This is a genomic window from Halorarius litoreus, assembly GCF_024362405.1.
GTDB classification, from domain to species: Archaea; Halobacteriota; Halobacteria; order Halobacteriales; family Haloarculaceae; genus Halorarius; species Halorarius litoreus.
In genome coordinates this window covers 3,146,254-3,164,397 of record NZ_CP101454.1, presented here as the reverse complement: position 1 = coordinate 3,164,397, position 18,144 = coordinate 3,146,254, and the positions used below count along the sequence as shown (strand labels likewise).

21 protein-coding genes are annotated in these 18,144 nt (G+C 66.8%); 12 read left to right on the top strand and 9 right to left on the bottom strand.

The features are described 5' to 3' along the window. Positions 1 to 27 precede the first annotated feature (27 nt). Both NL126_RS16725 and NL126_RS16720 read left to right on the top strand, forming a co-directional pair. Positions 28 to 585: a class I SAM-dependent methyltransferase gene (locus NL126_RS16725; RefSeq protein WP_255196022.1), complete on the top strand. Its 558-nt coding sequence runs from the start codon at positions 28 to 30 to the stop codon at positions 583 to 585. A gap of 118 nt (positions 586 to 703) precedes the next feature. Continuing rightward, positions 704 to 838, top strand: a complete 135-nt coding sequence (locus NL126_RS16720) for a rubrerythrin-like domain-containing protein (RefSeq protein WP_255196021.1) — start codon at positions 704 to 706, stop codon at positions 836 to 838. A 518-nt stretch (positions 839 to 1,356) separates the two neighbouring features. On the opposite strand, the gene NL126_RS16715 is transcribed toward NL126_RS16720, so the two are convergent. Both NL126_RS16715 and NL126_RS16710 read right to left on the bottom strand, forming a co-directional pair. Continuing rightward, positions 1,357 to 2,019, bottom strand: coding sequence for an RNA ligase partner protein (locus NL126_RS16715; RefSeq protein ID WP_255196020.1), 663 nt, complete (start codon positions 2,017 to 2,019; stop codon positions 1,357 to 1,359). A gap of 30 nt (positions 2,020 to 2,049) precedes the next feature. Continuing rightward, positions 2,050 to 2,508 carry a DUF7992 family protein gene (locus NL126_RS16710; RefSeq protein ID WP_255196019.1) on the bottom strand — a complete coding sequence of 153 codons (459 nt, stop codon included), beginning with the start codon at positions 2,506 to 2,508 and terminating at the stop codon, positions 2,050 to 2,052. 67 nt (positions 2,509 to 2,575) lie between these two features. On the opposite strand from NL126_RS16710, the gene NL126_RS16705 reads away from it, so the two are divergent. Next, a complete protein-coding gene (locus NL126_RS16705; protein WP_255196018.1) occupies positions 2,576 to 3,013 on the top strand; it encodes a universal stress protein in 438 nt (145 codons plus the stop codon). Continuing rightward, entirely contained in the window at positions 3,013 to 3,987 is a 975-nt protein-coding gene (locus NL126_RS16700) for a hypothetical protein (protein ID WP_255196017.1), read from the top strand. Before NL126_RS16705 ends, NL126_RS16700 begins: the two co-directional genes overlap by 1 nt. On the opposite strand, the gene NL126_RS16695 is transcribed toward NL126_RS16700, so the two are convergent. Beyond that, positions 3,979 to 4,449, bottom strand: coding sequence for an acyl-CoA thioesterase (locus tag NL126_RS16695; RefSeq protein ID WP_255196016.1), 471 nt, complete (start codon positions 4,447 to 4,449; stop codon positions 3,979 to 3,981). The genes NL126_RS16700 and NL126_RS16695 overlap by 9 nt on opposite strands. Positions 4,450 to 4,575: 126 nt before the next feature. Between NL126_RS16695 and NL126_RS16690 the strand changes: the two genes are divergently transcribed. The 3 genes from NL126_RS16690 (at position 4,576) to purM (ending at position 7,775) form a co-directional block, all read left to right on the top strand. After that, the gene (locus tag NL126_RS16690; protein ID WP_255196015.1) at positions 4,576 to 6,054 is read left to right on the top strand and encodes a TraB/GumN family protein; all 1,479 of its coding nucleotides are present in this window, start codon (positions 4,576 to 4,578) and stop codon (positions 6,052 to 6,054) included. Further along, positions 6,051 to 6,689, top strand: coding sequence for a zinc metalloprotease (locus tag NL126_RS16685; RefSeq protein ID WP_255196014.1), 639 nt, complete (start codon positions 6,051 to 6,053; stop codon positions 6,687 to 6,689). The genes NL126_RS16690 and NL126_RS16685 overlap by 4 nt, the downstream gene beginning before the upstream one ends. A gap of 108 nt (positions 6,690 to 6,797) precedes the next feature. Then, positions 6,798 to 7,775, top strand: a complete 978-nt coding sequence (gene purM / locus NL126_RS16680) for a phosphoribosylformylglycinamidine cyclo-ligase (protein WP_255196013.1) — start codon at positions 6,798 to 6,800, stop codon at positions 7,773 to 7,775. Here the strand turns inward: purM and NL126_RS16675 are convergent. Both NL126_RS16675 and NL126_RS16670 read right to left on the bottom strand, forming a co-directional pair. Next, complete coding sequence (locus NL126_RS16675; protein WP_255196012.1) at positions 7,772 to 8,311, bottom strand: CBS domain-containing protein; 540 nt, start codon at positions 8,309 to 8,311, stop codon at positions 7,772 to 7,774. The genes purM and NL126_RS16675 overlap by 4 nt on opposite strands. A gap of 101 nt (positions 8,312 to 8,412) precedes the next feature. Then, positions 8,413 to 8,772: a DUF555 domain-containing protein gene (locus NL126_RS16670; RefSeq protein ID WP_255196011.1), complete on the bottom strand. Its 360-nt coding sequence runs from the start codon at positions 8,770 to 8,772 to the stop codon at positions 8,413 to 8,415. A 278-nt stretch (positions 8,773 to 9,050) separates the two neighbouring features. On the opposite strand from NL126_RS16670, the gene NL126_RS16665 reads away from it, so the two are divergent. From NL126_RS16665 to ligA, 3 genes are all read left to right on the top strand, one after another. Beyond that, positions 9,051 to 9,218 (top strand): hypothetical protein, encoded by a 168-nt coding sequence (locus tag NL126_RS16665; RefSeq protein WP_255196010.1) that lies wholly within the window; start codon positions 9,051 to 9,053, stop codon positions 9,216 to 9,218. A 94-nt stretch (positions 9,219 to 9,312) separates the two neighbouring features. After that, complete coding sequence (gene psmB / locus NL126_RS16660) at positions 9,313 to 10,032, top strand: archaeal proteasome endopeptidase complex subunit beta (protein ID WP_255196009.1); 720 nt, start codon at positions 9,313 to 9,315, stop codon at positions 10,030 to 10,032. Between the two features lie 68 nt (positions 10,033 to 10,100). Next, positions 10,101 to 11,753 (top strand): ATP-dependent DNA ligase LigA, encoded by a 1,653-nt coding sequence (ligA, locus tag NL126_RS16655; protein WP_255196008.1) that lies wholly within the window; start codon positions 10,101 to 10,103, stop codon positions 11,751 to 11,753. Here the strand turns inward: ligA and NL126_RS16650 are convergent, their stop codons facing one another. Beyond that, positions 11,754 to 12,011: a hypothetical protein gene (locus NL126_RS16650; protein WP_255196007.1), complete on the bottom strand. Its 258-nt coding sequence runs from the start codon at positions 12,009 to 12,011 to the stop codon at positions 11,754 to 11,756. A 148-nt stretch (positions 12,012 to 12,159) separates the two neighbouring features. On the opposite strand from NL126_RS16650, the gene NL126_RS16645 reads away from it, so the two are divergent. Beyond that, positions 12,160 to 12,870 carry an MBL fold metallo-hydrolase gene (locus tag NL126_RS16645; RefSeq protein WP_255196006.1) on the top strand — a complete coding sequence of 237 codons (711 nt, stop codon included), beginning with the start codon at positions 12,160 to 12,162 and terminating at the stop codon, positions 12,868 to 12,870. On the opposite strand, the gene NL126_RS16640 is transcribed toward NL126_RS16645, so the two are convergent. Further along, the gene (locus NL126_RS16640) at positions 12,862 to 13,143 is read right to left on the bottom strand and encodes a hypothetical protein (RefSeq protein ID WP_255196005.1); all 282 of its coding nucleotides are present in this window, start codon (positions 13,141 to 13,143) and stop codon (positions 12,862 to 12,864) included. The two genes, NL126_RS16645 and NL126_RS16640, sit on opposite strands and share 9 nt — an antisense overlap. Positions 13,144 to 13,426: 283 nt before the next feature. Here NL126_RS16640 and NL126_RS16635 point away from each other — a divergent pair, with 283 nt between their 5' ends. Further along, positions 13,427 to 14,581, top strand: a complete 1,155-nt coding sequence (locus tag NL126_RS16635; RefSeq protein ID WP_255196004.1) for a tubulin/FtsZ family protein — start codon at positions 13,427 to 13,429, stop codon at positions 14,579 to 14,581. Between the two features lie 3 nt (positions 14,582 to 14,584). Here NL126_RS16635 and NL126_RS16630 read toward each other — a convergent pair whose 3' ends face one another. Next, positions 14,585 to 15,688 (bottom strand): DNA topoisomerase IV subunit A, encoded by a 1,104-nt coding sequence (locus NL126_RS16630; protein ID WP_255196003.1) that lies wholly within the window; start codon positions 15,686 to 15,688, stop codon positions 14,585 to 14,587. Further along, the gene (locus tag NL126_RS16625; RefSeq protein ID WP_255196002.1) at positions 15,689 to 18,085 is read right to left on the bottom strand and encodes a DNA topoisomerase VI subunit B; all 2,397 of its coding nucleotides are present in this window, start codon (positions 18,083 to 18,085) and stop codon (positions 15,689 to 15,691) included. Positions 18,086 to 18,144: the final 59 nt, after the last annotated feature.

Here is an 18,144-nt window from a genome sequence, read left to right as displayed (position 1 = left end):
TATCGGGTCGGCGCTCGTCTCGGAGATATGGGCTTTCACACGTTCGACAGCGACCGGGCCGACGCACTCGACGACCCGACCCGGTTCGCGTACTGCTCTGTCGACGAGTTGCTCGCGCTGTTCGACGCGAACGAGAAACAGGTCGTCGCCGAGATCGGGAGCGGGACCGGGTTCTACACGGACGAACTCGCGCCGTACGTCGCGCACGTCTACGCCGTCGACGTCCAGGAGGCGATGCACGACCACTATCGAGCGAAGGGCGTTCCGGCGAACGTCGAGCTGGTGACTGCCGAGGCCGGTGACCTCCCGCTCGACGACGGCGCGGTCGACGCCGTCGTCTCGACGTTCACCTACCACGAGTTCGCGTCGCCCGATGCACTCGCGGAACTCCGACGCGTCCTCCGACCGGACGGCCGCGTGGGTATCGCAGACTGGTCGGCCAACGGGCGCGGGGAGACCGGCCCACCGACGACCGAGCGGTTCGCTGCGGCCGACGCAGCGACCACGTTCGAGGAGGCAGGGTTCACCGTGACACGCGTCGAAGAACGACGCGAGACGTTCGTTCTCTCCGCGACCACCGAATAACTGGATGTTCGTCCACCTAATTTCGGCCATCCATTACCAATTCTAGGGCCTTAATCGCGTCAATGAAGACATAGACAAATTCTTTTGCCCGAGAGGCAGCCACACATGCATATGCGAGTTGAACCCGTACGACCCGACCGATGCCCTGTATGAGTGTTACGACTGCGGCCACCGCGTCCAGTCCGAGAGCCACCAGGCGAACTGCCCCGAGTGCGACGGCGCGGTGAAGAACATCGCCATAGCCCGGGAGTGAGTTTTCCGGGGGGTACGCGCGAGTCGTGGCAATCGGTACCACATACCAAAGCATTTATTATATCGTCCGACGTATCGTAGTGTTGCCGACCGGGAGTCGCGGGGACTCACCGGACGACCAAACGGAAGCGACCGGGAATGTCCACGTATTGTGGATGGAAAACCCGGAGCCGACCGGTGCCAGGCGCAACAGACTGGCTGCGTCGAACGAGCGGGTGAGAGGCCTGTCGTCGACGCGGAACGGACGGCGCTCGTGACCGAGCGGTTGGGGGCTACAACCAAAGCGTCCGTAACAGGGTGACAAGGTCGAAGTCCCGAAGGAGAACCGCAACAGCCCACCGCCGGACCGTCCGGACGGTGCGGTACGAAGGCCAACTACCGGAACGCGGGTGACTGTGTTTCGGGAAACCGACGAGACAGCTGACGTCGGAAGAGCCGTACGGGCTGTGGAAAACGTCTCCCGTCCGGGTCCAATCCGTGGCACCCGGGTCCTGGTATTCTACAATCGCTAGTGGCGTCTCACTCCGGATAGCGGTCGCCGACCGTCGCCTGCAGATACTCGTCGAGCAGCGTCGGGAAGTCCCGTCCACGCATGTACCGGAGTCCGAAGTCCTCCGCCCAGTTGATAATGCCCTGATCCTCGGTGACCACGCCGGCGTCCAGCTCGCGCGCGAGGATGAGCAGGTCGAAGTCCTCTCGCGAATCGAGCACGCCCTGTCGGAGCGTCGTCCGGTACTCGTCTCGCAAGTCCGAGATGACCCGGTCGACCTCGCTCATCCCCTCCGCGTCGGCCTCGTCTCGCGAGTCCTCGGCCTTTCGGACGGCCTTCTCGGAGACGCGAAGCCCGCGGTTCACGCGCTCCGACATCTCGTCGATGAACCGGTAGACGATCTCGGCGGGAATCATCACCTCGAACCGTGCGGGGTTCTTCTTGATCAGCCAGGTGTTGAGCCGGCCGACCAGTTCGTCGTCGACGTCGCGCCGATCGAGCATCCCGAGGAGTTCCTCGTAGATGGACGGCGGAACGTAACAGGAGATGTCGAGTTCGAGTTTCGCCTCGGCCACGAGGTCGAGGAGTCGGTCGAGCGCCGCTTCGAGCGATTCGTCGCCGTGTCTGATCTCGTCCGTGAGGAACAGTGAGGTGTCGAGGACGAAGCGCTGGCGCAACGGATGGGCCGCCATACTGGCTCTCCGGGGGGAGCCGGGATAAGGTTAGTCGAACTCCGGGAGGTCGTCGGGCGCCTCGAACGCGCTCTCCCACTCGATGTACTCCTCCTTCAGGAGGTCCGAGACCGTCCGCCCGAGTTCGGTCAGCCCGGCGTTGATCGCCGAGACCGTCGCCCACGAATCCAGCTCGGGGTGGAGGTCTCGTTCCTTCCAGTCCTCGGGGATGCCGGGAGCGTGGTAGCCGACGCGATCGGCGAAGTCGTCCCAGAAGAAATCGAACTGCTGGACCATGTTCAGGTCCGCGACCACCTGCCACTGGTCCTCGTCGAGTTCACTGTGGGCGGCCCACTCGTCGAACGCCTCGGCCCACGCGCCGTCGGCGAGATACTCCTGGAGTTCCTCGCGGCGATAGTCGTCACCCATCACCTCCACATCGTCGTAGTCGTCCGCGTCGAACGAGCTTTCGAGTCGCGGCGGGTCCGGTGGAGAGACCTGGAGTGCCATACGCGAAACAGGGCACGGCCGGCGATAAAGGGGGCGGCTATTTCCGCCGCGCGGTCGTACACCTACCATGACTCGCGTACTGGTTCCACTCGACGACTCGCCGATGGCACAGCGCGCACTGGAGCAGGCGCTCGGAGACTATCCCGACGCCGAGTTCCACCTGCTGCACGTCATCGACTTCGTCGAGGCCGGCTACGCCGCCAGCCCGGACGTGGGGATGAGCGGCTACATCGACGAGTGGGAGGACGCTGCGCGGGACCGTGCGGCTAAACTGTTCGAGAACGCGAAAGCGACCGCCAGCGAGGCAGGCGTCGACCGCGACGTCGAGACGACCGTCGAGATAGGCCCGCCGTCGCGAACCATCGTCGAGTACGCGAAGGAGCACGACATCGACTACGTGGTGATGGGCTGTCACGGCCGCGCCGGCGTCTCGCGCGTGCTGCTGGGGAGCGTCGCCGAGTCGGTCGTCCGCCGGTCGCCGTGTCCCGTGCTCGTCGTCCGCTGATGGCAGACGCACGCGACCTGCTCGACACGTTCGACCCTGGGAGAGTCATCGCCTGTCCGGACGGGAGCGTCGACGCCTACGTCCACGTCCACGACGCCGGTGGGCGCGTCACCAACCGGACCCGATTCGGCGACCGGGTCGAAGCCGGCGACCGCTCGTTCCAACTCGACCCACAGCACCACGACCCGGGTGGCCAGTCGGTGAACATGGCGATACAGGCGCACGAACTCGGCGCGGACACCTGCCTGTACGGCCACTGTGACGACCCGGTCTTCGACCTCCCGTTCGAGGTCGTCTCGCTCGGCGTGCCGGCGCGCGTCACTATCTGCGACTTCACCGACGGCGACCTCCTGCTCGCCGAGGAGTCCGCCGACTTGCAGGCCTGTGACGACGAGACGCTCCGCGAGGCTGGCGCGTTCGCCGAGTCGCCGGCCGCCGTCTGTCTCGCCAACTGGTCGACAGTCCACGGCGTCATCGACATCCTCCGGGCGTTCGCGGAGACGGGCGACGACACGCCCGTCGTTCTCGACCCTGGCTCGCTCTCCGGGCTCAGGAACCACCGAGCCGTCGAGTTCCGGGAGGCCCTGGCCGCCTGTGCCGAGGCTCGGCCCCTGGTGGTCAGCGCGAACCGTGCCGAGACGCGGGGGCTACTGGCCGCACTCGACCTCGACGGTGAGTGGGACGACACGCTTCTCGAACTCCGCGCCGAACTCGATATCGACGCGTTCGTCGTTCACGCGACGCCCGAGACGCTGGCCGCGACCGCCGACGAGTTGCTCGTCGCGGCCACGCCAGTCGTCGAGGAACGGGCGACCGACACCGGTGGCGGCGACCGGTTCACCGCGACGCTGGCCTGTGCGCTCGCCGACGACTGGGGGCTGGAGCCGGCGCTCGACCTCGCGAACACCGCCGCGAAACACTACATCGAGACCGGCGAGACCGCCGACGTCGATGCACTCAGGGCGTCACTCTAACCGGTCGGCCACGTCAGCGAGTTGCTCCTGTCGGAGGTTGATCGCCCGGTCGCGGAGCGCCTGCTCGGCCTCGGTCGGGCACTCGAGGTCCGGAACGTCGGTCGGTCGGTTGTCCTCGTCGAGGGCGACGAACGTGAGGAACGACGTGGTCGTGAGTCGGGTGTTGCCCTCTTTGGGGTCCTCGGCGCGGACGTCGACCCGGACGTCGACGCTCGTCCGGCCGGTGTTGAACACGTACGCTTCCAGCATGGCCACCTCGCCGAGGTCGATGGGCGCGAGGAAGTCGACGTGGTCCATCGACGCCGTGACGCACTGCTGCCCGGAGAACCGCATCGCCGAGATCGCCGCACAGATGTCCATCCAGTGGAGGACGGCGCCCCCGAGCGCCCGCCCGAGATAGTTGGTGTCGTTCGGTTGGAGGAGTTCCGTCATCTCCGTGTAGGAGTCTTCGAGCGTCACCATGTGGCAGCCTCCACCCGGCTGGCGTTAGGGGCTTGTGGTTCCGTCGGGGACACACGTCCGGCACCCGCCCGTCGACGGCAAAACAACCCCGACAGGTACAAACCGGACGCAACCGGATGCCCGGTAATGAGCGAGCAGACGTCGGCCGGCGAGGTTCGCGTCGTCGGAACCGCCCACGTCTCCGCGGACAGCGTCAGCGAGGTGGAGGAGACCATCGAGGCCGAACGGCCCGACGTGGTCGCCGTCGAACTCGACGAGGGGCGCTACCGCCAGCTGAAAGGCGAGACGCCCGACGACCTGGACGCCGCCGACCTGCTTCGGGGCAACACGGTCTTCCAATTCCTCGCGTACTGGATGCTCTCGTACGTGCAGGCGCGGATGGGCGACCGCTTCGACATCAAGCCCGGCGCCGACATGCTCGCAGCCGTCGAGACTGCCGAGGACAACGGCATCGACGTGGCGCTCGTCGACCGGGACATCCAGGTCACCATCCAGCGGTTCTGGGCACGCCTGTCGGGCCTCGAGAAGCTGAAAGTCATCGGTGGGCTGGCCCTCGGGGCCGCAGACGGCATCACCGTCGGTATCGGCGTCGGGCTCTCAGTCGGTGTGTTTCTGGCCATCCTCGCCGAGGCGTTCGCCGGGCCGCTGGTCGTCCCAGCGTCGCTCGCGATTCCGGGGCTGCTCGTCACGCTCCTCGACTTCGTCGTCGTCGCGGCGGTCATCGGCCTCGCCATCGGGCTCCTGCTCGCGGCGCTGTTCGCGCTCACGGCGCCCGACGAGGACGTCGAGGAGTTCGACATGAGCGAGCTGACCGACGGCGACGTGGTGACGGCGATGATGGAGGAGTTCCGCCAGTTCTCACCCGGCGGCGCCGAGGCGCTCATCGACGAGCGTGACGCCTACATCGCCCACCAGCTCGTCGCGCTCCGCGAGTCCGGGAAACGGGTGGTCGCGGTCGTCGGCGCGGGCCACCGCGAGGGTATCGAGCGCTACCTCGCGAACCCGGAGACCCTCCCACCGATGGCGTCGCTCGTGGGCAAACAGGAGTCGGGCTTCTCGTTCTACAAGCTGTTCGGCTACCTGTTCACGCTCGGCTTCCTCGTCTTCTTCGCCCTCGTGGCGATGGCGGGGGTCTCGAACGCCTTCCTGTTCCAGCTGTTCGGCGCGTGGTTCGTCGTCAACGCCGTGTTCTCCTTCGCACTCGCGAAGCTCGCGGGTGCCCACTGGACGAGCGCCTCCGTGGGTGGCGCGGTCGCGTGGCTCACCTCGGTCAATCCGCTCCTCGCCCCGGGCTGGTTCGCCGGCTACGTCGAGTTGCGATACATCGACGTGAACGTTGCGGACATCTCGACGCTGAACGAACTCGTCTCCGACGAGGAGCGCCCCATCATGGAACTGCTCGCCGACCTCCGCGAGGTGCCGCTGTTCCGACTCATCATGGTCGTCGCGCTCACGAACGTCGGCTCCTTCATCGGGAGCGTCGTGTTCGCGACGGTCCTCATCCCCTACCTGTTCGCGGACATCGGCGGCCCCGGAGAGATCGCGAACCTGATGCTGCAGGGTGCGCGCAACTCCATCGACCTCATCCTCGGGGGGATACTGTGAAGGTGCGCTTCTCCGCTGCCGAAACCCGCGACATCCTCGTCGCGTGGGGCGCGCTCGGGCTCGCGTTCACCCTCTTCATCCTGCAGACGAACCGCCAGTACTCGCTCCTGCCGGACCCCACGAGCGTTCCCACGGCGTTCTTGCTGCGGGTGTTCCTGGCCTCCCTGCTCACGGTCGGCGTGGGGTTCCTGCTCCACGAACTCGCGCACAAGCTCGTCGCCATCCACTACGGCCAGGTGGCGGCGTTCAAAGCCGACTACGGGATGCTCGGACTCGCGGTGCTCGGTGGCCTGGCCGGGTTCCTGTTCGCCGCGCCCGGCGCCGTCTACCACTCGGGTCGGGTCACTCCCCGTGAACACGCCTTCATCGCCGTCGCGGGGCCGCTCGTCAACGTCGCGCTCGCCGCGCTGTTCGCAATCCCGTGGCTCCTGTTCGGCGGAGCGGGCATCGTCGGCGAAGCCGCACAGCTGGGCGTCACCGTGAACGCCATCCTCGCGGGGTTCAACATGCTCCCGTTCGGGCCGCTCGACGGGCGGAAGGTGCGACAGTGGTCGCTCGCCGGCTTCGCCGTCACGTTCGCGCTGTGTGTCGGTGCTGCCGTCGGCGCGTACCTGTTCGTCGGCTTTCCGTTCTAGCGCGTTTGTGCAGGGAGCCGAGCGCCGCGGGGGCCTGCGACGCTCTCGCGGATGCTCGCCCGTCCGGACACCGGAGTCCTTTTGGCCGCCCTCTACACCCTCTCGCGTATGACCGAGGACGCCGACGAGGAGGGACTGACGTACGCGGAAGCCGGGGTCGACATCGAGGAGAGCGAGGCCGCCACGGCCGCGCTCATCGGGGCCGTCGGGGAGTTCGAGGGCGACTACGCCGGTCTGCTCGACATCGGCGACCGCTACCTCGCGCTCGCGACCGACGGCGTCGGTACCAAACTGCTGGTCGCCGAGGCGCTCGGCGACTACTCGACGGTGGGCATCGACTGCATCGCGATGAACGTCAACGACCTCGTCGCCGCGGGCGTCACGCCCGTCGCGTTCGTCGACTACCTCGCCGTCGACGAGCCGGACGAGACGTTCGCCGAACAGGTCGGCGCGGGGCTCAGATCGGGTGCCGAGCAGGCAGACATCCACCTCATCGGCGGCGAGACGGCCGTCATGCCGGAGGTCGTCAAGGGCCTCGACCTCGCGGGCACGTGTGCGGGCCTCGCCGCGAAGGACGACGTGTTCTCGGGAGCAGCCGAGGCCGGTGACGCGCTCGTGGGGTGGGCGTCGTCGGGCATCCACTCGAACGGCCTCACGCTCGCACGGACCGCGGCAACCCGCGAGCATGAGTACACCGACCCGTATCCCTACGACGGCTACGAGACAGTCGGGGAAGCGCTCCTCGAACCGACGCGCATCTACACCGACCTCCTCCCGCACCTCCACGCTGCCGAGACGCACGCCGCCGCGCACGTCACGGGTGGCGGCTGGACGAACCTCTCGCGGATGGGCGACTACGAGTACGTCGTCGACGACCCCCATCCAGTCCCCGAGGTGTTCGACTTCGTGCAGGAGGAGGGGAACGTGAGCGACGAGGAGATGTACCGAACGTTCAACATGGGCACGGGGTTCGTCGCGGGGATGCCCGAAGCCGATGCCAAGCGAATCGCGAGCGAAACGGACGGGAAGATTATCGGCCGGGTCGAAGAGGGAGATTCGGTCGAGGTCCGCGACCAGTCGCTCTAAGAGAGCCGCGAGGCCACGTCCGCTTCCGTGATGATACCGACCGCCTCGCCGCCCTCGGTGACCATCACCGCCTTGTAATATTCGAGTAAGTGCCGCACTTCGTCGATAGAAGCGTCAGCCGCCACCGTCGGGAACGACTCGCTCATGTGTTCGGAGACGGGCTGGTCGCGGGCGTCCTCGTCGAGGCCGACGAGGTCCGACTGCGAGATAGAACCGACTGGGCGGTCGTGTTCGAGGACCGGGAGTTGTGAGTACGCCTCGTCGTCCATCTGCCGCGCAGCCGACCGGACCGAGTCGTCGGGCGAGACGCTGACGATGCCCGTGTGCATCAGGTCCTTCGCTTTGAGGACGTTCCCCTCCGCCTCCTCGAGGGCGGTGACGATGCGCCGGAGCGTCGAGAGCCGCGGGTCAACGTCACCGCCCTCTATGCGAGCGATGAGCGGCTGGGAGACGTCGGCCCGGTCCGCGAGTTCGCTCTGCGTCAACTCGAGCGCCTTCCGCTTCTCTCTGAGGTCCGCAGGCGTCGGCAGTTCCATAGCTCGAATTACTATTGGTTATTCAAAAAACCACGGGTAATCGGCAGTCGTCGCCAGCGAGGGCCACGTCCCTCGTCAGCGCGGGGTCACGCCCCGCGACGTTACTCGTCGCTGTCGGCTTCGAACTCGATGGTCTCGATGACCTTCAGCGGCACGTCGCGGAGGGCGCCACCGACCTCCTTCTTGGCGACGCGCTGGGCGTGTTCCTGGCCCTCGACGTTGAACACCTTGATCTCAAGGACGAGTCCCACGAGCGCGGTGTCCGCAGCGACGAACACCGAGTCGAACGGCTCGCCACAGGCCGGACACGGTGTCGCGCCCACGTCGACCTCGACGTACTCGAGGTCCTTCTGATTGAGGCGTTTGCCCGCCTCGCTGACCGCGACGCCGATCGCGTCGTCGACTCCTTCGACGTCCCGAACCAACCATGCCGCCTCCATCGCGACCAGATAATCGCTCATACTCGTTGCAAACCGCGCGTCGAACTTGACGCTGTGGATTCACGCGCACCGGGTGCGCACGTTCGGCAAATCCCCTGCATAACTTATGTGAAGGGTGGGGCTCTCGTCGCCCGGAGTGACACCCGAGGGGGGCAGAGACGCGGGTCCAGTTGCCCCCAGCGAAACCACAGTTGAATCGCTATACGGCAGTCGAATCGGTCTGTCATGATTTCGCATGGCATCGCCTGAACCGAAGGGAAAGCTTATAGTGGGGTACGAACTCCGCCTCGTCGAAGCCAATGGCACTCCGACTCCGCCGCGCCGTCCTGCTCACGCTGTACCAGCTGAGTCTCATCACCGGTGTTCTCCTGCTCCCGCTCGCGCTCGTCGCGCGCCGGGTAGGCGTCACCGTCCCCTTCGACCGGATCATCCAGCGGCTCGACGCCGCCCTCGACGACACCAAGTAATCACGCTCGTTCTGCGACCGTTACGCTCGACGCCCCGGCCCGACACCCACCGGAAGAGTGGGGTTTATGGGCGGCCGTGGCGAACGCCCGCGTAATGCGTACTCCAGAGTTCTCCGATATCCGCGATCAGCTCGAACCCGAGTTCAACGCCTACGAGCCCGAGGTCGGTGAGCTGCCCGAGAACGACCTCTCGGAGGCGGACCTCGACACCGTCAACAAGACGGGAACGACGACCATCGGTCTGACGACGCCCGACGGCGTCGTGATGGCGACGGACATGCGCGCGTCGCTCGGCGGTCGATTCGTCTCGAACAAGAACGTCCAGAAGGTCGAGCAGATTCACCCCCACGCCGCGCTCACGATGGCCGGCTCCGTCGGCGGCGCGCAGTCGTTCATCCGGACGATGCGCGCGGAGGCGAACCTCTACGAGACACGCCGTGGCGAGGAGATGTCGCTGCAGGCGCTCTCGACGCTCTGTGGCAACTTCCTCCGCGGCGGCCCGTTCTTCATGGTCTCGCCCATCCTCGGCGGCGTCGACAGCGAGGGGAGCCACGTCTACTCGCTCGACCCCGCCGGCGGCGTCATGGCCGACGACTACACCGTCACCGGCTCCGGGATGCAGATGGCCTACGGTGTGCTCGAACAGGAGTACAGCGACGACCTCACCATCGCGGAAGCCCGAACCGTCGCCGCACGCGGTATCAAGTCCGCCGTCGAGCGTGACACCGGCTCCGGCAACGGTATCTTCCTCGCCGAAATCACCGACGAGGGCGTCGACATCGAGGGCCACACCGACTTCGACGAAGTTCTGTAACGCGGACGGCACCGCTTTTTCCGAGACCGACTCGGGACGTTTAATCCGACCACCTCACAACCCCGAGTATGGAGTTCGCCACGCTCGCCGACCGCGCCGACGAGATCGAGGCCGAGCCGGCGGACCTGGAGACCGCCTCGCTCGTCGCCGCGCTGTTCACGGAGGCGGGACCCCAGCTCGCCACCGTGGCCCGATTCGTGCAGGGTCGAGTGTTCCCCGCACACGATTCGACGACGCTCGACATCGGTCCGGCGCTGTGTCACGCGGCCATCGCAAAGGCTGCGGGCCACAACGTGACGCCCGACGACGTCGAGGCCGAACTCGCGCGCGTCGGCGAGATCGGCGCGGTCGCCGCGAGCTACGAGTTCGGCGGCCAGACCGGTCTCGGTTCCTTCGGTAGCGGGGGACGTGATGGCCTCACCGTCGCCGAGGTCGACGACGAGCTACGCGCGCTCGCTGCGGCCGAGGGAGCAGGGAGCGAGGACACCAAACTCGACACCCTGTTCGGCCTCTTCAATCGGTGTTCACCTGCGGAGGCCAAACTGCTCGCGCGGCTCGTCCTCGGGGAGATGCGTATCGGTGTCGGCGAGGGAACCGTCAGAGACGCCATCGCCGAGGCGTTCGAGGTGCCCGTCGCGTCGGTCGAACGGGCGTTGCAGGTCTCGAACGACTACGGGCTCGTGGCCGAGACCGCTCGCGACACCGGCACAGCCGGGCTCGACGCGATGGACCTCGACATCGGCCGGCCGGTCCAGGCGATGCTCGCACAGGCCGGCACCGTCACCGACGCGCTCGACGCGTGGGAGGAGGTGGCCGTGGAAACCAAGTACGACGGCGCGCGGGTGCAGGTCCACGTCGGGGACGAGGTCCGCATCTTCTCGCGGAACATGGAGGACGTGACGACGGCGCTCCCGGAAGTCGTCGAGTTCGTCGAGGAGCACGTCGATGTACCCACCATCCTCGACGGGGAAGTGGTCGCCGTCGACGACGACGGAGCGCCGCGTCCGTTCCAGGAGGTGCTCAAGCGATTCAGACGCAAACACGAGGTCGACCGGATGCGTGAGGCCGTCCGAGTCGAACTCCGCGCGTTCGACTGCCTGCACGCCGATGGCGAGGACCTGCTGGACGAGCCGCTCACAGCTCGCCACGACCGGCTCCAGGCTGTTCTCGACGACGAACACGCAGTCTCGGCGCTCCTCGTGACGACGGACGCCGAGGAGATCGCCGCTCACGGGACCGCGGCGCTCGACGCGGGCCACGAGGGTATCATGCTGAAGAACCCCGAGTCGACGTACTCGCCGGGACGACGGGGGAAGAACTGGCTGAAGCGGAAACCAGACGTCGAGACGCTCGACTGCGTCGTCACGGGCGCCGAGTGGGGAGAGGGGCGGCGCGCCGAACTGTTCGGGACGTTCCGCATCGCCGTGACCGACGGTGACGACTACGCGACGGTCGGCAAGGTCGCGACCGGCGTGACCGACGAACAGTTGGCCGACCTCACCGACCTGTTCGAGCCACACGTCCGCGAGGAGTCCGGCACAGAGGTGACGTTCGCGCCCGAGGTCGTCTTCGAGGTGGGCTACGAGGAGATCCAATCGTCACCGACGTACGGGTCGGGCTACGCGCTCCGCTTCCCGCGGTTCGTCGCCGTGAGGGAGGACAAGGGGCCGGCCGACGCGGACAGTCTGGAGCGCGTCGAACGGCTCGCGGCGCGACAGTGATCAGCAGTCGTCGCAGCAGTCGTCGACGGTTGCTTCGAGGTCGTCGAGTCGGTCCTCGATGGCGTCGAGGCGCTCGACGAGCGCCGAGAGGTCGTCACGGGTCGCCGCGTTGGCCCGCGTCGACTCGATGCGGTGCATGAGTTCGTCGTGGACGATGTGCGCGTGTTCTTCGAGCTGTCCGACACGCTGCTCGATGTCGCTACCCCCCGCTCGTTCGAACGATTCGACGTGTCGTGCTAGTTCGTCGTCTGAGACCATTTTCGTGGACGGCGACGAGTGCCACTCGTCGTTGGCTGGATAGAAGTGAGCTCGACGTATAAAGCGCGGTCGGCGTTATCTCGTTCTGAGAAACGCCCCCTGAAAAATAGTGGCAACGTTCTTCCGAGCGGCCAGGGTACCGTGGCACATGATACGACACGACGGCCTTCGCGTCTCGTGGCTCGGGTACGCCACGCTCAAGCTCGTCGGCGACGGCGTGACCGTCTACTGCGACCCCGGTCGATACGGCGTGCTCGACGACTACGAGCCGCAGGACGGCGATCTCGTCTGTGTCACCCACGACCACCACTACGACCCTGACGGCATCCGCCGTGTCGCCGCCGAAGACGCCACAGTCGTCCTGTTCGAGGGGATCAACACCCACCGCATCGACCGTGACGTCGACCGGCCCGCCGACCTCGAGTTCACGGTCCGGACGGTCAGCCACGAGGCAGACATCGCCGTCGGCGACGTCATCGTCCGCACGGTACCGGCGTACAACGAGCCCGACGGTCCCCACACCCGCGAGCCCGGCGACCCGTACCATCCGGAGGGGCTGGGCTGTGGCTTCCACCTCACCCTGGCGAGCGAGTGGGGCCGCGACGTCCGGGTGTTCTGGCCGGGGGACACCGACGTCCTCGACGGTCACGAACACCTCGACGTGTCGCTGTTCTGCCCGCCCATCGGGGGGTCGTTCACGATGGACCGCCACGAGGCCGCCGCGCTCGCCGAGGCGATGGAGCCGGACCTCGTCCTCCCCATCCACTACGACACGTTCGCGGCTATCGAGACGGACGCCGACGCGTTCGCCGCGGACGTGGCGAGCCGCGGCGTGCCGGTCGTCCTCGACTCACAGTAGGAGTTCGAGGACGACACCGAGGAGGAGGACGACCACGAGCAGCGCCGAGAAGGCGAGGAGCAATCGAAAGGCGAACTCCACGTACGGGCCGCCACCCAGGAGGTTCCGGTCGAGCGACTCGGGGTCGAACAGGACGCGATAGAGGTGGTCTGCGAACATCGTGAGCCGGTCGGTGGAGTCGGGGGTCCCCTCGGGGACCGGCTGGCCGCCACAGACACAGTCGTCGGGTGGGTCAGCGTACCGGCGATCGCACTCGGGACACACCCACTGCATACCCGCCGTTCGTGGGGGGCGCGAATAAGCGTTGACGACTGCCAGCCACGCGCTGAGAAGCGACCGACACCGCTCGTGTGGAGACGAATAACGGCAACTTACCGGTCCGTAGTCGCGACCTTTGGCGAGCAGTTGCGGGCGGGCGCCGCGAAACTATCTTTCGGGTTAATGAGTGGGCAGGTCCCTGAATAGGTGTTATGAGGGTCCACAAGAGGGGAAGCGGTGGCTCAGGTACCGACCGACCGGGGCGGCCGACCCCACGTCGAGGGGTGGAGGGACGTCCGTGAGGCTCGCACTCGTCGGCGTCGGGCAGGCCGGCGGGAAGGTGGTCGACGCACTCGTCGACTACCGCGACCGCACCGGCCGACCGTTCACCGCTGCAGCGCTCGCTATCAACACGGCGCAGTCGGACCTCGCCGGCCTCGAGTCCGTCCCACCTGAGCACCGGACGCTCGTCGGGGCCGCACGGGTGAAGGGCCACGGCGTCGGTGCGGACAACGAACTCGGGGCCGAACTCGCCCAGGAGAGTCGCGAAGAGATACTCGGCGCGCTGGACGTGGTGCCGGCCGGCGAGGTCGACGCCTTCCTCGTCGTCGCGGCGCTCGGAGGCGGTACCGGAAGCGGTGCCGCCCCCGTCATCGCCAGCTACATCCGTGAGATATACACCGAGCCGGTGTACGGACTCGGCATCCTGCCGGCCGCGAACGAAGGGGGTATCTACACGCTGAACGCGGCACGGTCGTTCAAGACGTTCGTGCGGCAGGCCGACAACCTGCTGGTGTTCGACAACGACGCCTGGAGGCAGAGCGGCGAGACGCTCGCCGCCAGCTACGAGAGCATCAACGAGGAGATCGCCCGTCGGTTCGGGACGCTGTTCGCCGCCGGCGAGGTCAGCCGCAGGAACGCGGTCGCCGAGAGCGTCGTCGACGCGAGCGAGGTGATAAACACGCTCGACGACGGCGGCGTCACGTCGGTCGGCTACGCGGCCGAGACGCTCGACCGCCCCGGGCTCCTCTCGCGGTTCGCCGAGGACGGCCACGACCCTGCGGTCGACACGACCCGCATCACGGGGCTCGTGCGTCGGGCGACGCTCGGCCGGCTCACCCTCCCGTGTGAGGTGTCGAGTGCAGAGCGGGCGCTCCTGGTCGTCGCGGGACCACGCGAGCACCTCAATCGAGAGGGCATCGACGCGGCCCGGCGGTGGCTGGAGGGCGAGACCGGGACGATGGAGGTGCGCGCCGGTGACTATCCAACCCGCGACGGGCGGGTGGCCGCCGTCGTCGTTCTCTCCGGCGTCACCGAGGTCCCACGCATCAATCGGTTGCAGGCGCTGGCCCTGGAGACGCAAGATGCTGCCGCGGAGGCCCGCGAGCGGCAGGCGAGAGAACTCGACGACCTGCTCACCGACGAGCGGGACGAACTCGACTCGCTGTTCTGACCGCTACAGGACGCCCATCTCCGTGAGCCGCTCGGGGAGGTACTCGTCGGTCACGAAGTCCAGCCCACGGGCGGCGAGCGCCTGCTGTTCGGACTTCTTCCCGAGGTCGAGCTGGAGCTGGATCTGTTCCTCCCAGAAGTCGGTCTTGAACCGCGGGTCGTCGAGCTCGGACTGGAGGGCGTTCACGTCCGAGTCGGAGAGCGGGTCCGAGGGGAGTTCGTACTCCTCGATGTCCTGCGGTCGGATGCCGATGAACTGCGCCTGCGGGGTCGCGAGATACTCCGAGAGGTGTGCGGACTTGATGGAGCCGTACGCGACGGACCCGTAGATGCGGTAGGACCACGGGTCACCGTCGGTGAACACCACCACGGGCAGATCGAGTTCGTCGTGCAGGCGCTTCGTGATGCGCCGGGTCGCCCGCGCGGGCTGCCCCTTGAGGTGAACGACGATGCTCCCGTAGTCTTCGTCGAACCCGTTCTCGACGAGCCGGTCGCGCATCCCACCGGTCTCCACACAGAGGATGAACTCCGCGTCGTGGTCGAGGAACTCGATGGTGTCGGGGTTGTTCGGGATCTGGTACCCCCCTTCCCCGACGTCCTCCTGACAGTGAATCTCACGTTCGCCTCGGCGGGTCTGTTCGCGGAGGTAGAGCGGCCCCATGATGGTCGCACCCGACTCCTCGGGGCGCATGTGGAAGTCCTCGCGGGTGACCCCGGAGACGATCTCGAGGTCCTCGATGAGCTGGTTCGACTCGTCCTGGTCGTTGAACTGGGCGTGCTCCTGGTCCCACGACTCGCTGAGGTAGTAGAGTTCACGCAGCGTCGACGAGCGGTCCTCGTCGAGCTGGTTCTCGAGGAACTCGATGGTGTAGATGGCCTTCAGCAGTTTCTTCGCGCCACGCACCGAGTTCGCCGAGCGCGTCGAGTGGCGGTCGCCGAGCACCCAGACGCCCGACTCCTCGTCGAACACGATGTTCGCCTTCGTCCGCGTGGGGATGTCCATCGAGGGGACGTCGCCCGCGAGGAACTGGTCGTAGAACCCCGAGGCGAGGTCGATAAGTCGTTCTCTGGCCTGTTCGTCCTGGATAGTGGGTTTGGCGTCGCTCATTTATGCGTTGACGGTTACCTTCTCGCTCTCGAGCCCCTCGACGGAGATGTCGAAGCTGGCCTCGTCGGTCACGCTGTACTCGATGGCGGCCTCGTCGCCGCCTGGCACGTCGGGTTTCCACTTGATGAACCACTCGCCGTCCATCTCGACGACGGTCGCGCCCTCGACGTCACCGGGGTCCTCGTCGACGATCTCCGTGATGTCGAGCGAGGCGTTCGTGTCGCCGTGGTTGAGCACGGCGAGCTTCACGGTGCCGCCCTCGACGGACCGCTCGACGAGCACGTTGTTCATGATTCGGGCGAGGGAGTCGTCGATGTTGAGCGGTTCGCGACCCGTCACCTCCGAGAGCTTGCGGGCCATCTCGGGGAGGATGTCGACGAGGACGTTCTGTTTGCGGCGGCGTTTCTCCAGCGAGCGCTGCTTGTTCAGGTAGGACTTGAGCTCGCGCGCGGCCTCCCGGAGCGCGAGTTCGATCTCGTCTTCGATCTCCGGGACGTTCGCCACGGCGTCCTTCGACTCGCTCGTGAACGGGACGTTCGTCGAGGCGACGTGGATCATCAGCACGGCGGGGCCGTTCGGCATCCCCTTTCCGCCCGTCTGGTCCAGTCCGTAGTTCCGCCAGTTGATGCGCTTGATGACGTCGGTGGTCGAACACGCGCCCAGGCGATACACGAGGGGCACGCGGTTCGCGAACCGGAGCACCTCGACGTTCCCCTCGGCGGCGAGGTCACCGCCGTAGGCGATGCCGGCCTCGACGATGAACGGGTCGCCGCCGTGGACCTCGGCGTCGCGCGTCGCGGCGGCGTAGAAGTCCGCGTCGTACTCCTTCTTCAGTCCGGCCGAGACGAGTTCCTCGGTGATGGGCGCGAGACAGTCCGTGGGCGGCGCGAGGATGTCGGTCTCGCGCATCGCCTCCAGGAGACGTGCAGCGATGTCGCGGTCGTTTGCGGTCTCCTTCACCTTCGGTGGGTCGTCGGGGACCGTCACCATCATGGCCCAGAGCGCCTCGACGATGTTCTCCTGGGCTGTCTCGCCGAACGTCACGTCGTCGGCCTGCTCGGTCATCTCGGCGGCGCGCTCGACGAACGCCTCGACGTCGTCGTACGTCGCCCGGTTCCTGGTGTCTTCCTGGTTCTCGAACTTGTCGGCGATGCGCCGAGCCATCCCCTGCACCGCGGCGTCGTCCTTCCGGCTGGTCGTGACTTCGTCGACGATGGCGTAGACGTCCGCGGTGCGTTCGCGGGTGAGCGCGTACCACGCAGCCGCGACGGCGTTCTCTCTCGCGGTGGCACCGAACGACTTGCCCGACGACTCCTCGGCGGCGTCGGCCTGCTCGTCGACGATGGCGACGACCTCGCTGTGGGCGACGCGCTCCGTCGACTCGATGGCGTCGGCGATGCCCGTGGCGAACTGCTTCGTCACCGAGCTCCCCTTGTTCGAGGTGGCGGCCGTGACCTCTGCGACGATGTCGGTTTCCTCGTGTTTCTCGGGCGGGCGCCACGTCATCTCGCGGCCGAAGTGGCGGTCGCGGAGATTGTCGACCACGTTCGCGGCCGTCTTCGCGCCGACACGAGTGAACTCCTCCTGGAGGAACCCGGAGACGGAGTACGAGTCGGTCGCGCTGAGCATCTTCAGCACCGTGCCGAGTTCGACGCCGTGGGGGTGCGGGCGAATCTCCTTCGTCTCGGCGGGCAACTGGTCGGTCGCCCGCTCGTACTTGTGGTGGCTCTTGGGCTCGCGGTACTCGAGGCGGGCGTGTGGGTTGACGACCGCCGTGTACTTCATGTACGCCTCGAGCTGCTGGCGGGCGCGCATGTTCGCCTCCATCTCGAGTTCGATGCGCGTGCCATGCGGGCGCTCCCACGAGCGCTCGCCCGCGTGGTCGACCTCCGGCTCGTTCGTGTCGGTGTCGATGGTCAGTTCGAAGTACTGTGCGGGGTTGTTCGACCCCGTCTTCGAGGTGATCTTGGCCGGTTTGCCGGAGGTGAGTTGCGAGTAGAGGACGGCGGCGGAGATACCGATCCCCTGTTGCCCGCGGCTCTGCTCTCTCGCGTGGAACCGGCTCCCGTACAGCAGCTTCCCGAACACCTTCGGGATCTGCTCTTTCGTGATGCCGGGGCCGTTGTCTTCGACGATGAGCCGGTAGTAGTCGCCAGCGTCCTGGATCTCCACGTAGATGTCGGGGAGGATGCCCGCCTCCTCGGTGGCGTCGAGCGCGTTGTCGACGGCCTCCTTCACGGCCGTCACGAGCGCCTTCGCCCCCGAGTCGAAGCCGAGCATCTGCTTGTTCTTCTCGAAGAACTCGGCGATGGAGATCGAACGTTGAGACTGCGCCAGCTCCTCGGCGACGGCGCCGTCACCGGCCCCCTCACCGAGTCTGGACTGGAACGAGGTCATTCAGCCGACGTTACCCCGCGGGGGCTAAAAACCCTCGCGGTGGCACGGTGGAAGTGGAA

Bases quoted from the DNA above. Each gene is read 5' to 3' on its own strand.
- NL126_RS16725 (WP_255196022.1), top strand. From the start codon at position 28: ATGGGCTTTCACACGTTCGACAGCGACCGGGCCGACGCACTCGACGAC.
- NL126_RS16715 (WP_255196020.1), bottom strand. From the start codon at position 2,019: ATGGCGGCCCATCCGTTGCGCCAGCGCTTCGTCCTCGACACCTCACTG.
- NL126_RS16710 (WP_255196019.1), bottom strand. From the start codon at position 2,508: ATGGCACTCCAGGTCTCTCCACCGGACCCGCCGCGACTCGAAAGCTCG.
- NL126_RS16705 (WP_255196018.1), top strand. From the start codon at position 2,576: ATGACTCGCGTACTGGTTCCACTCGACGACTCGCCGATGGCACAGCGC.
- NL126_RS16700 (WP_255196017.1), top strand. From the start codon at position 3,013: ATGGCAGACGCACGCGACCTGCTCGACACGTTCGACCCTGGGAGAGTC.
- NL126_RS16695 (WP_255196016.1), bottom strand. From the start codon at position 4,449: ATGGTGACGCTCGAAGACTCCTACACGGAGATGACGGAACTCCTCCAA.
- NL126_RS16690 (WP_255196015.1), top strand. From the start codon at position 4,576: ATGAGCGAGCAGACGTCGGCCGGCGAGGTTCGCGTCGTCGGAACCGCC.
- purM (WP_255196013.1), top strand. From the start codon at position 6,798: ATGACCGAGGACGCCGACGAGGAGGGACTGACGTACGCGGAAGCCGGG.
- NL126_RS16675 (WP_255196012.1), bottom strand. From the start codon at position 8,311: ATGGAACTGCCGACGCCTGCGGACCTCAGAGAGAAGCGGAAGGCGCTC.
- NL126_RS16670 (WP_255196011.1), bottom strand. From the start codon at position 8,772: ATGAGCGATTATCTGGTCGCGATGGAGGCGGCATGGTTGGTTCGGGAC.
- NL126_RS16665 (WP_255196010.1), top strand. From the start codon at position 9,051: ATGGCACTCCGACTCCGCCGCGCCGTCCTGCTCACGCTGTACCAGCTG.
- psmB (WP_255196009.1), top strand. From the start codon at position 9,313: ATGCGTACTCCAGAGTTCTCCGATATCCGCGATCAGCTCGAACCCGAG.
- ligA (WP_255196008.1), top strand. From the start codon at position 10,101: ATGGAGTTCGCCACGCTCGCCGACCGCGCCGACGAGATCGAGGCCGAG.
- NL126_RS16650 (WP_255196007.1), bottom strand. From the start codon at position 12,011: ATGGTCTCAGACGACGAACTAGCACGACACGTCGAATCGTTCGAACGA.
- NL126_RS16645 (WP_255196006.1), top strand. From the start codon at position 12,160: ATGATACGACACGACGGCCTTCGCGTCTCGTGGCTCGGGTACGCCACG.
- NL126_RS16640 (WP_255196005.1), bottom strand. From the start codon at position 13,143: ATGCAGTGGGTGTGTCCCGAGTGCGATCGCCGGTACGCTGACCCACCC.
- NL126_RS16630 (WP_255196003.1), bottom strand. From the start codon at position 15,688: ATGAGCGACGCCAAACCCACTATCCAGGACGAACAGGCCAGAGAACGA.
- NL126_RS16625 (WP_255196002.1), bottom strand. From the start codon at position 18,085: ATGACCTCGTTCCAGTCCAGACTCGGTGAGGGGGCCGGTGACGGCGCC.